Origin of the sequence: Quyinboa mangrovi (assembly GCF_042219825.1) — a bacterium.
In the GTDB taxonomy this organism is placed as follows: Bacteria; Bacteroidota; Bacteroidia; order Bacteroidales; family UBA5342; genus JBHJHP01.
Genome location: NZ_JBHJHQ010000008.1, coordinates 257,750 through 270,961 on the forward strand (window position 1 = coordinate 257,750; position 13,212 = coordinate 270,961).

9 protein-coding genes are annotated in these 13,212 nt (G+C 39.0%); all 9 read left to right on the forward strand.

The genetic code is table 11. The annotated features are described in order from the left end of the window. Nucleotides 1-174: 174 nt before the first annotated feature. The 9 genes from ACE1ET_RS17435 to ACE1ET_RS17475 all read left to right on the forward strand — a co-directional run bounded on the left by ACE1ET_RS17435 (nt 175) and on the right by ACE1ET_RS17475 (nt 13,145). Nucleotides 175-1,641, forward strand: a complete 1,467-nt coding sequence (locus ACE1ET_RS17435; protein ID WP_375729709.1) for an alpha-amylase family glycosyl hydrolase — start codon at nt 175-177, stop codon at nt 1,639-1,641. Between the two features lie 11 nt (nt 1,642-1,652). Beyond that, complete coding sequence (locus ACE1ET_RS17440) at nt 1,653-3,794, forward strand: TIM-barrel domain-containing protein (protein ID WP_375729710.1); 2,142 nt, start codon at nt 1,653-1,655, stop codon at nt 3,792-3,794. Between the two features lie 1,882 nt (nt 3,795-5,676). Next, entirely contained in the window at nt 5,677-7,263 is a 1,587-nt protein-coding gene (gene abc-f / locus ACE1ET_RS17445) for a ribosomal protection-like ABC-F family protein (protein ID WP_375729711.1), read from the forward strand. Nucleotides 7,264-7,441: 178 nt separating this feature from the next. Further along, complete coding sequence (locus tag ACE1ET_RS17450) at nt 7,442-8,008, forward strand: Crp/Fnr family transcriptional regulator (RefSeq protein ID WP_375729712.1); 567 nt, start codon at nt 7,442-7,444, stop codon at nt 8,006-8,008. 67 nt (nt 8,009-8,075) lie between these two features. Beyond that, a complete protein-coding gene (def, locus tag ACE1ET_RS17455) occupies nt 8,076-8,672 on the forward strand; it encodes a peptide deformylase (RefSeq protein ID WP_375729713.1) in 597 nt (198 codons plus the stop codon). A gap of 87 nt (nt 8,673-8,759) precedes the next feature. After that, nucleotides 8,760-9,611 carry an MBL fold metallo-hydrolase gene (locus tag ACE1ET_RS17460; protein ID WP_375729714.1) on the forward strand — a complete coding sequence of 284 codons (852 nt, stop codon included), beginning with the start codon at nt 8,760-8,762 and terminating at the stop codon, nt 9,609-9,611. A gap of 169 nt (nt 9,612-9,780) precedes the next feature. Further along, nucleotides 9,781-10,788, forward strand: a complete 1,008-nt coding sequence (locus tag ACE1ET_RS17465; protein WP_375729715.1) for a sensor histidine kinase — start codon at nt 9,781-9,783, stop codon at nt 10,786-10,788. Then, entirely contained in the window at nt 10,778-11,479 is a 702-nt protein-coding gene (locus ACE1ET_RS17470) for a LytR/AlgR family response regulator transcription factor (protein ID WP_375729716.1), read from the forward strand. The genes ACE1ET_RS17465 and ACE1ET_RS17470 overlap by 11 nt, the downstream gene beginning before the upstream one ends. Before the next feature lie 577 nt (nt 11,480-12,056). Further along, the gene (locus ACE1ET_RS17475; protein WP_375729717.1) at nt 12,057-13,145 is read left to right on the forward strand and encodes a DUF559 domain-containing protein; all 1,089 of its coding nucleotides are present in this window, start codon (nt 12,057-12,059) and stop codon (nt 13,143-13,145) included. The last annotated feature ends 67 nt before the right edge of the window (nt 13,146-13,212 follow it).

Here is a 13,212-nt window from a genome sequence, read left to right on the forward strand (position 1 = left end):
AGTTGATTAATAACCCGGCGCTAACCCTTTAATTCTCTGAAGGGATCGCCAGCCAACGTGGGAAGGATTTTCCCCTTTAGGGGTTAGGGGTGTAGGGAGACAGATGACAACTGATTTTTGACTCAGAAATAATAAAATAAAACTGAAATTAACAATCAAATACGTATATTGAAAATGAACAAAAATCTTAACCTCCTCGGCTTACTGCTTATCATCCTGTTGACGGGAGCCTGTAACGGAGCCAAACAAAGTCAGGATCAAAGCTCATGGGAGAAACCCCGCGTTCCTGAATGGCATAAAAACGCCACCATTTACGAGGTCAATATGAGGCAATACACGCCCGAAGGAACATTTAATGCTTTTATGGATCACCTGCCACGATTGAAAGAAATGGGTGTGGACATCCTCTGGCTCATGCCAATCCATCCTGTAAGCAAAAAGAACCGGAAAGGCGAACTGGGCAGTCCGTATGCCGTTGGCGATTACTACAAAGTCAATCCGCGTTTTGGCACCATGGACGATTTCAAAACCATGCTCGACTCCATTCACGCGCTGGGCATGCACTGCATCATCGACTGGGTACCGAACCACACCGGTTGGGATAACCCGTGGATAACGGAACATCCCGACTGGTACACCAAAGATTCGTTAGGGAATATTACTGATCCCATCGACTACAACACCGGAAAATCCTGGGGATGGACCGACGTAGCCGACCTGAATTACGATAATCCGGATATGCGGATTGGCATGATCGATGCCATGAAATTCTGGATTACCGACATCGGCATTGACGGCTTCAGGGTAGATGTGGCACATGGTGTTCCGGTGGACTTCTGGGAGCAGTGTACCGATTCGTTATATGCCATTGAACCGGTATTTATGCTGGCCGAAGCTGAAAATCCCGAATTACTGAATGACGGTTCATTCGTTATGGATTATGCATGGGAAATGCATCACCTGTTGAATGACATTGCCAAATACCAGGGTGCCAACCGCAACGACGCAGCCAGGCTTGTACAGGGGAACCTGGTGGAAGGATCAGCCCAACAAGCTGATAAGAAAACAGCCATAGATATTGATTCATTGCTGGCAAAAAAAGCACGTCAGTATCACAAAGGATACCACATGCAGTTCACTTCTAACCACGATGAAAATGCGTGGGCCGGAACAGAGTTCGAACGCATGGGCAAAGGCCATCTGGCATTCGCCGTGCTGACAGCAACCTTCAACGGAATGCCGCTGGTGTATACCGGTCAGGAATCAGCCATGGACAAGCGACTGGCCTTTTTCTCCAAGGACACCGTACCATGGGATCATTATAAATATGCAGGATTTTACAAAAAACTGTTCGATCTGAAACACCGTAACCAGGCTTTATGGAACGGTAAAAACGGCGGTAAACTGGTAAAAATCCCAACAGGTAACGATGAAAACATCTATGCCTTCATCCGCGAGAAAATCGGTGATAAAGTAGTAGTTATTATCAATCTGTCATCGAAACCTCAAAAGGGAACACTTCAGGGTAACGGTTTTGAAGGAACGTACACCGATATCTTTAACAACATCAGTCTCTCGCTGTCCGAAGACATGAAACTTGACCTTAAACCATGGGATTACCTGGTTTACAGCAATAAATAAAATAATTTCTCATGAAACATACCAGCTTTTTAAAACTGTTACTTTCAGGTATGATCCTGATTACATCGAGTATTTCAGCTCAATACAGAACAGGGCTTATCAACGATGATATTGCCGTATTCTATCCTGAAAATTTCAATCCTGAAGAGAACCTGCCTTCGTTTGCACTGGTAGAAGAACCGGAAATGCAGGGAGAACTACCATCTGACTGGGATATGAATGTGGCATTCAGTGAAGCATTCGGCAAGTCCATGGCAGAAGTAGAAATTGCGCCAAACACCGACCTGTATGCCACCGGCGAGCAGACCGGAAACCTGGTGCGTAACGGAACCACACGCCGCATGTGGAATACCGATAACTTTATGTATGAACGCGACAATGGCGTACGCTTATACCAGTCACATCCGTGGGTACTTGGTGTCAATGAAGACGGTTCGGCATTTGGTGTTTTGGCAGACAATACCTGGCAAATGGAGTTATCGTTGGGAAAGGAAATCCTGTTTTCTTCTGCGGGTCCCGCCTATCGTGTATTTGTCATTAAAGGGAAATCTCCGCAGCAGGTGATGGTAAAACTGGCAAGCCTGATCGGAACCATTGAAATGCCTCCGTTATGGAGCCTGGGTTACCAACAGTGCCGCTGGTCCTACTATCCTGCCAGCAGGGTGAAGGAAATTGCTGATACATTCCGGCTCAAACAGATTCCGTGTGATGTGATCTGGATGGACATCCATTATATGGATGCCTATAAAATATTCACCTTTTCACCGGAACGATTTCCAAATCCTGAAAACACCAATGCATATCTGCATAACAAAGGCTATAAATCTGTTTGGATGATCGATCCGGGAGTAGCCAAAGAAGATGGTTACAGTGTATATGATTCCGGTACGGAGAAAGATGTTTGGGTCAAAACGAAAGACAACAAAAATTATGTAGGAAATGTATGGCCGGGCCCATGTGTATTTCCCGATTTTACACAGGAAAAGACGCAAGCCTGGTGGTCGGCGCTGTACAAGGACTACATGGCGACCGGAATTGACGGCGTATGGAACGACATGAATGAACCGGCTGTTTTTGACGGCCCCGACTTGACCATGCCCGTGGATAACATTCATAAAGGTGGTAAAAAACTACCCGAAGATGTGCATCTGCGCTATCATAACGTATATGGCATGATGATGGTAAAAGCATCACGCGAAGGTATTGAAGCGGCCAACCCTGACAAACGGCCGTTTATCCTTACCCGGTCCAATTTTATTGGCGGCCAACGCTATGCTGCCACCTGGACCGGTGATAATGCTGCACGCTGGGATCACCTGAAAATGTCGATTCCAATGAGTATTAACCTCGGATTATCAGGACAACCATTTAACGGACCCGACATAGGCGGTTTTGCCGGAAATGCCACTCCGGAACTGTGGGGACAATGGATTGCTATTGGTGCTTTTTATCCGTTTTCGCGGGCCCATACTACAGAAGACAGTAAAAACCAGGAGCCCTGGGTATTCGGTAAAGAGATAGAAGACGTGGCACGGACAGCCATTGAACGGCGCTACAGGTTATTGCCTTACTTCTACACGTTGTTTCATCAGTCGTCAGAAAATGGTATGCCAGTGATGCGCCCTGTGTTTTTTGCTGACCCGGCTGACAAAAACATCCGGAATGAACAGCAGGCATTTATGCTGGGATCCGATCTGTTGATTGTGCCCAAATGGGCCTATCGTCCGAAGCTTCCGGGAGGCATCTGGAAAACCATATCGCTGGTTGGTGAAAATTCTGAAACGGACAGTTATCAGCCTGATGTGAAACTGCGCGGCGGAACTATTCTGCCCCTGGGACAGGTGGTGCAATCCACAGCTTATTTTTCCAACGACTCTATTACATTATATGTATGCCCTGATGATAACATGACGGCTACCGGACGTCTTTACAGTGATGCCGGTGACGGATATGGTTACCGGAAAGGGGAATTTGCCTGCGATGTATTTGAAGCCAGCGCCACAGTACCGGGAACCATGACCGTAACAGTAACCCGCCAGAAAGGTGATATGAAATTTAAAAAACGGGTGTTCCGGGTTGGTGTGATCACCGGGAACGGCATGGTGTACTCTGACTGGAGTAAAAAGAAATCCATTGATGTAAAGATAAATTAAGTCTTTCTTATAAACACATACTAAAAATCCTTTACTGGTGCGGATATCCATCCGCACCAATTTATCCTTTTTTGTTACAAAGCAGAGGGCTGCCTTGAACATAACAGGCCGGAACTGTGGTCCGGGGTGAGTCAAAAAAATTTTACTGACCCTCCCTGGTTTCTTTCAAACCTGTAAGTTTTGTATTTACTGCCCTCCCTAATACTGATGCTTCGATCAGTACCATGGAGGGTGATCGGACATGTGTTTTCATTGGGGTGCGGGAAATATTTTGTCTGAAAGGCAAATCGCAATTCAACCCATGGCTACGCCATGGGTTTATAAGTCATGTAAATCCGAAGCCGCGCACAGCAGTTAAAAAATTGAAGAACGTTTTTGTCGGCTTTTTGTAGGATGTTGAAAATAGTATTTCATGACCCTCCCAATTCCCGATTTTCAATCGGTCCCGGGGAAGGTGCCTTGACAAGTGATTTTTGTTGGGACGCGATTGAATCAAATTTGCTGGTCTAATTTGTCCCTCTTTGTCACGAACTGGAACACTTTGACAGAGAGGGTTGTCTTGAACATAACAGGCCGGAACTCTGGTCCGGGGTGAGTCAAATATACTTTCATGACCCTCCCTGGTTTCTTTCAAACCTGTAAGTTTCGTATTTACTGCCCTCCCTAATACTGATGCTTCGATCAGTACCATGGAGGGTGATCGGACATGTGTTTTCATTGGGGTGCGGGAAATATTTTGTCTGAAAGGCAAATCGCAATTCAACCCATGGCACAGCCATGGGTTTATAAGTCATGTAAATCCGAAGCCGCGCACAGCAGTTAAAAAATTGATGAACGTTTTTGTCGGCTTTTGGTAGAATGTTGAAAATAGTATTTCATGACCCTCCCAATTCCCGATTTTCAATCGGTCCCGGGGAAGGTGCCTTGACAAGTGATTTTTGTTGGGACGCGATTGAATCAAATTCGCTGGTCTAATTTGTCCCTCTTTGTCACGAAATGCAGTGGAGTGATAGAGAGGGTTGTCTTGAAAATAACAGGCCGGAACTCTGGTCCGGGGTGAGTCAAATAAAATTCATGACCCTCCCAGGATTAATCAAACCTGTAAGTTTTGTATTTACTACCCTCCCTAATCCCGATCTGCAATCTGGCCCAGAAAAAGTGATCTGACATGTGTTTTCATTGGGGTGAGGAAATACTTTGCCAGAAAGGCAATTCGCAATTCAACCCATGGCACAGCCATGGGTTTATAAGTCATGTAAATCCGAAACCGCGCACAGCAGTTAAACAATTGAAGAACGTTTTTGTCGGCTTTTTGTAGGATGTTGAAAATAGTATTTCATGACCCTCCCAATTCCCGATTTTCAATCGGTCCCGGGGAAGGTGCCTTGACAAGTGATTTTTGTTGGGACGCGATTGAATCAAATTTGCTGGTCTAATTTGGCCCTCTTTGTCACGAGGTGGAACCGAGTGAGAGAGAGGGTTGTCTTGAACATAACTGAACTTGCTACATTTGAATGAACAATTGGTTACATAAATTTGCATTTAGAATTTACCTTGATTGGTGGATCTTCATTAGTTCCTGTATTATAGCAATAGTAATTACCTCGTTAACTGTCGGATCACAAGCAATAATAGCTTCAAATCCAAATCCGGTTGAAAGCTTAAGGGACGAATAGAAATTATAATTTTGAAAATTAGTAACTATGCCCGGTTGCCAACAGGGTTTAGATGTTTTATTAAAAAAACAAGGAATTTTATACATTTGTACTATCAAAAATCAAATAGTAAGCAGTGATGAGCATATAAACACTTTCATAAAATAGATAAAAAGCACAGTAACCTATTTTGCTGTGAAATTTTCATTTATATAACGAAAGAAATTATGTTATCTCTACAGAACGTTTCATATAAACATCCGAATAAAGACTTACTGTTTGAAACTATAAATCTTACCGTAAGCAATCACCAAAAAGTAGCCCTGATTGGCAATAATGGTATTGGGAAATCAACTTTGTTGAAACTAATAGCAAATCAGCTATCACCACATGAAGGGCAAATAATCGTTGATGCCAGGCCCTACTATATTCCTCAGATTTTTGGTCAGTACAACGATCAGACTGTTGCACAATCATTGCAGGTTGAAGCCAAACTCAAAGCCCTGAAAGAAATATTGAAAGGGAAAGTATCAGACAAAAATTATGCGCTCCTGAATGATGACTGGTCAATAGAGGAACGGTGCAAAGAGGCACTGGACTATTGGCAAATCAGCAATTTGGATTTATCTCAAAAAATGGGGACGCTAAGCGGCGGGCAAAAAATGAAAGTCTTACTTGCCGGAATTTTTATTCACCAGTCCGGACTGGTCTTACTGGACGAGCCCAGTAATCATCTGGATATTTCGGGCAGGACACTTTTGTACCGTTATATTGAATCTACAAAGAGCGCTTTGGTTATTGTCAGCCACGACAGAAAATTGTTAAACCTTTTAAATACAGTTTGCGAATTGGGCAAACATGGCATATCAGTTTATGGCGGGAATTATGAATTTTATGCGCTTCAAAAACAAATAGAAAACAATGCATTAGCCCAGGATATTCAAAGTAAAGAAAAAGCCTTGCGAAAAGCACGAAAAAAAGAGCAGGACACGTTGGAACGGCAGCAAAAACTAAATAATCGGGGGAAAAAGAAACATGCAAAAGCAGGAACGCCCAAAGTAATGATGAATAAGATGAAAAACGATTCAGAAAACAGCACTTCAAAAATAAAAAGTGTACACGCTGAGAAAATTGGCGGTATTTCACGGGAATTGCAGGTGCTGCGTTCATCTCAACCTGATATTGATAAAATGAAATTCGATTTTGACAATTCAGCATTACATCAGGGCAAAATAATGTTTACCGCCACAAATATTAATTTCAGTTACAGCACGGAACCACTCTGGAGTGAAAATCTAAACTTTCAAATCAGAAGTGGAGAGCGTCATGCATTGAAAGGCTTGAACGGTTCGGGAAAAACAACTTTAATAAAACTGATTTTAGGTGAGTTAGAACCACAAACAGGAACTATTTACAGGGCAAATGCAAGGTCGGTTTACATTGACCAGGACTTTTCAATGATCGACAATACACTAAATGTTTACACGCAGGCTCAACGTTTCAACGTATCATCTTTGCAGGAACACGAGATTAAAATCAGGCTCAACCGGTTTTTGTTTCCCAAAAATGACTGGGATAAACCTTGCAGTGCGTTAAGCGGTGGAGAAAGAATGCGCTTAATGATTTGCTGTTTAAATATTAAAAACCAATCTCCTGACATTATGATATTGGACGAGCCTACCAATAACCTGGATATTCAAAACATTGAAATCCTGACAACAGCCATAAATGAATACAGAGGTACCCTGATTGTCATTTCACACGATGAATACTTCCTGGAACAATTAAACGCAGAACAAACTATAGAACTTTAACATAGACCCTGAAATGAAATATTGCAGCTTAATTGTATATAAAAGATTCTGGAAGGAAAGTCCTATCTTTGAGACTGGTACATTGATAATCTGCGTCGCGGTTTGACAGAAATTCACTTAAAATGCCAAACATTTCATATACTTATCCACTAGCAACAAGCAAAAAACGACACTACATATGGGATATTTAAGAGAATATTACGAAAAAATTATAAAACTTAAAGAAGCAGAATGGGAATTCATTGCTGCTCATTTTAGCAGAAAAGTCTTTGATAAGAACGAAATAATTACCCAACAAGGTGAGACAGAAAAATTTTTATCTTTCATCGAATCAGGCATTGTGAGATTTTATATTCCGGATGATGAAACTGATTTGACTTTTAATTTCAGCTTTAACAGAGAATTTACTTGTGCTTATGATTCCTTTCTGACTCAGACTCCTTCAGAATATGAATTGCAGGCCTTAACTGAAACAATCGTCTGGCAGATTTCTTACGCCGATTTACAGAAAGTCTATACACAAACTAAAGCGGGAAATTATTTAGGACGTTTTGCCTCTGAAAGATTATTTTTAGAAAAAAGCAAGCGGGAATTATCATTACTAAAATATAATGCCAAAGAAAGATACCTGCGATTGTTTAGCGAACGACCAGATATCTTAAAATTTATACCGATGAAATACATCGCTTCGTACATTGGGATTACACCACAAGGACTGAGCCGGATTCGAAGGCAAATTAGTTAACATGGGTTCATTGAATGTTTGATAGGTTCTTTAGAATTTTACCGGATAAACTAAAGAATTATAAAACATGAGATTACCAATTTTGTCCTTAGGGCATAAAATACTAAAAGAAAAATGTGAAAATATTAATCCGGATTATCCAAATCTTAACGAACTAATTAGTGATATGTGGGAAACGATGCAAAAAGCTAACGGATGTGGGCTTGCTGCCCCCCAAATAGGGCAACCAATCAGGCTTTTTATAGTAGATAGCAAATCGACTTATGACAATATTGAAGAATCCGACAGGAAAGCATATTATGGGAACGATGATAAGGGAATAACAGAAACATTTATTAATGCTAAAATTATTAAGCATTCCGGTCACTTTTGGGAAGATGAAGAAGGTTGTTTAAGCATCCCGGACTTGTCTCAACCGGTAAAAAGGCCCTGGACAATTACGATAGAGTATGATAATCCATATTTTGAAAAACAAATACGAACATATAGTGGAACAACTGCCAGAATAGTCCAACATGAATATGACCATACCGAAGGGATTTTGTATATTGACCATCTGAAACCATTAAGAAAGAGGCTAATGGACGCAAAACTAAAAAGGATAATAAAAGGACAGGTTAAAACGAAATATCCAATAAAATTTGTAAAAAATGCCAGACACTAACACGTGTATAAGTAATGGCAGGTAAAGTATAAAATTAAGGTTCACAACCCGCTTAAAATCCGCAACAGTCCACTTAACTCACAAACAATGAAGGCATTGAAGACCATATTATTCACTGTTATTTTAATCTCTTTTAATAACTGTGCAAATCATACGAATACCTGGTATACCATTGAAAAAATTGATAAGAATACCTTCATCATTTCAGAGCCGAATAGTTCTCAGAAAAACTCCTGCTTCTTAATTGTAGGCGACAACAAAGCATTTCTTATCGATGCCGGTTCAGGAGAAAATAAAAACGAATCGATACATAAAACCGTTTCAAAACTGACAAACAAGCCGGTTACATTGATTTTATCACATTTTCATTTTGATCATATCGGATGTATAAATGAATTTGACAGCATTGCAATCCTTAGTGACCAGGTCCCAAATAAGGATCAACTTACAGATACTTCTTTATGCCTGACAAAGCGGGAAACATTATATCAGGATTCAGTTTTGATAAAAACAATTTCCCTGATTGACACACAAAAGGATTTGAATTTAGGGAATCGCGAAATTCAAATCCTGTACACTCCGGGTCATTCCCCCAATTCAATAACCGTTATTGATAAAGCTAACAGATATATCTTTGCCGGGGATCTGATTTATAACGGATTGCTTCTTATAGATGACATGGAAAATTATCTGCGTAGCATCGATCTCATTCTGTCAAACAGCAACGATAATTTTAAACTTTATGGTGCACATGGAAGACCTCAGGGAACCTATAACAAACTGATTGAGCTTAAACAGACACTCACAGATTTCAGATCGGACAGCCTTTCATATAAACCTGTTAAACAAACAGACTTTTATGGCTCAACAAAAAATATTTACAGAGTTGGGGATATCTCATTTATAAACGGATACACTGATGTTTTCTTAAATGATTAATCATAAAAACAATACGGCGATTTGTGTACTGCTGCGAGGATTACTGCAAACCAAAGCATAGACTGAATAATTGAATGTGTCGATAAAATACGTGAAGGAATATATTGTATTCTTAAAACAATTTATAATTTCTGACTTTTGAACCCATGTATTGCTTAAATTTAGAAAAATGAAAAAGTCAGTTATTATTTTATCGCACATTGGATTTTGGTTAATGATTTGGTTTCTAATCTTTACAATTACGAACTTGATTCCAATGTTATTGCCTTCCAAAGATTTTAACCCACTCACTAACTGGGAGGCATATACAAGTGCTGCACTTACTGTTGGAATACTTTCGGTTCCATTTTATATTTTTTTCTTTTACACTAAGCTGATCATAAAAAATGTAAAATTCCTAATCTATCCACTTTTGTTAATCGCACCTTTTTTCATTGGACATGTAATTTGGGGAGAAAATAATTCTTATAAGTATATGGACGCCTTGATGACTCTAGTGGTTATACTGTTATTTGGTTTTTTGGGTGGCTTATTTCAATTTTTCACAGATTGGTTCAAGAAAAACAGATTAAAAACAGAACTTGAACGTAAAAATTTTGAGAGCAATTTCGCTTTACTTCGTTCTCAAATCAATCCTCATTTCTTGTTCAATACATTGCATAATATAGACACTTTAATATATGACAATCAGGATAAGGCTTCGAAATCGTTGGTGAAGCTTTCGGACATTATGCGATACATGCTAAAAGATGCCAAATCAGATTTTGTTGAATTACAGAAAGAACTGAACCATTTAGAAAATTATCTGGCTTTGGAACAATTAAGACTTAAGACGGAAAAGTTTCTGAATTACAGGATAAATGTCAATGCTGACGGACTAAAAATAGCGCCCATGATGTTGATTCCGTTTGTTGAAAACGCCTTTAAACACTCCGTTGATTCAGGTACTGAGAATGGGATAATGATTGATATAAGTCTGGAAAACAAAACGCTGATTTTTGTTTGCGAGAACCGGTTTGACCATTCCGACACAGACAAAGATAAAGTTCACGGGATAGGCCTAGAAACCGTAAAAAAACGCTTAGATTTGATCTACAAAACCAAACATCAGTTAACAATCAATACTGACAATTCAGTTTTTAAGGTTAAGCTGGAAATAGAACTCAATGAAAATTAACTGTATTGCTATAGAAGATGAACCATTGGCTCTAAAGAAAATTAAGGAATTTATAGAGCAGGTTGACTATCTGAATTTACTGGAAGGATTTGATAATGCCGTTGATGCCATCGGATATCTGAAGCAAAATGATGTCCATCTGATTTTCCTTGATATCAGGATGAAAAAGCTTTCCGGCATACAATTTCTGGAAGCTCTCCAAAGCAAACCCAAAGTAATCATCACTTCGGCCTATGATGAGTTTGCACTAAAAGGATATGAATTAGATGTGGCAGACTATCTTTTAAAACCATTCTCATTTGAGCGCTTTTTAAAGTCAGTGGATAAGGTTTATCATCAGTTAAGTGAAACAGCAGGTAAAAATTCAAATGAATACATTTTTGTAAAAACAGAATATCGTATCGAGAAAATTGAAATTAAAGACATCCTCTATATCCGGGGTATGAAAGATTATTTGCAGATTCATACCACTGATAAAAAAATAATGACCTTGCAGACATTCCGTAATTTACTGGAGATATTACCGGATGCCGATTTTCAAAGAGTTCATTATTCCTATATCGTTTCAATTTCGAAAATTGAACATATTGAGCGGAACAGAATACGTATCGGTAAGGATTTAATTCCGATTTCTGACAGTTACAAAGACGCATTTTATGGCATCTTAAAGGAAAGAAAATTATTATTATAAATCGGTTATCAAACACAAAGCATGATGCTTCCCATTATCAATCCAAATTACTAACTTAGCCGGTATAATTTTTGATAAATAACTATGGGCAGCATTTTTTCATTGATCATCTATCTGGCTTTGGGTATTATTCTTGTTGTGGGTATTGGCCTTTCTATTCAGGTGAGCAGAAATAAGAACAAAGAAAAAGACACCTGAAGATCTGCTACTTTATTCAAAGTTGTTGGTGTGGATATCCATCTACACTTTATATGCATGCCGGAGCGAATATCCACCTACCCTATACAATTACCTCATTTCCATCTTATTCAACCAAATAAATAAACTTATTTATTTAAAGCTGCCGGATTTTTATTATTTTTAATGCTGAATCTGAAAAGCCCCTTTTGCACCAAGCAAACGCTCTGACTAAAACCCATCATTAAACCGATGAGTCTTGCAAAAAATAAATTACCAAATCAATCACACATTACCATTAAAGTACTATAAGCAAATCATTTAACAAAAATTACCTACAGGAGATATAAATACACATGTGATTTATACAACCGTTAGCTGCAACCGTAAAAAAGACAAAATGATAACGAACAGACCTAAATATCTTTCCGACAATATTGATTTTTATAACTCATTTCCACAGGGGTTTAATCTCGACATTGATTATAAAACTTTACCTCCATTATTAAACTTTGACTTTCATACATTAAATGGAATTCTTCCGTTAACAAAACCTCGATTCGAATTTATTGGAGAAAATAGTACTGTTGACGGTAAACGAGGAACAACAATTGAAGTAAATCCTAGTCCGATTGAATACGAATATTACAAAAGCATTGGAGTTACTGAATTTCAGGCGATTTCTATAATTTTTAATTTTTACGCTTTTAATAAAGTTGGAGAGAACGAAATTTTAGGAAAACCATATAGCGTTTCATTAATTCCAATGGAAAAGAATGGTAAAATTGACACTTGGAATATAGACTTGCTGAAAACCTTTGACTTAAGAGAGTTATGCCAAAGAGGCGGTCATGTCTTTACTGACTTTAATCCAATTAAAGGTTGGTATTCAGGAATGGCAATGCACTATTCACTATTTTCTAAAATGCCAAGTACAACGCATTCTGACAGTATTGGTTTTCAGTGGGGAATGTACTTCCTGTCTCCAATATTTGACAAGAAAGATGTAATTATGGCTGAAAATCATACTTATAGCAGACCAATAAATGCAAAATACAGAAAATATAAAACAAATCTTTACTATAAAACATTTCCAGATACAAGACCCAGAAGAATCTGGGGATGCGATTCTCCTATTGAATTATTTTTATTACAAGGATTTCATATTAGAGGACTCTCTCCAGAAATTCAAATGAGTATCTACAAAACTGGAGAAATCATTCCAAATTATTTTAAAATGCAAGAAGATGAAATTTGGCTAGGAGAAGAAAAGCTAATAACGGCAGCAGACTTTTTCTTTTCCGACAATAAACTTGCAATATTCTGTGATGGTTCTGAATTTCACGATGAAGCAAAAGATAAAATTATAGACTCTAAACTCGCTGATTTAGGAATCAAAAGCATGAGATTTTCGGGAAAAGAAATAACAGAACAAATTGAGAGTGTATTAGACAAAATAGAAAAAGAATTAAAAAACGGCAGCAGCTAACACGTGGTATAAGGCATGGCTGGGTTCGTGCGGATTCGACAAGTCGAATCTCGTCCCAACCTCAGTT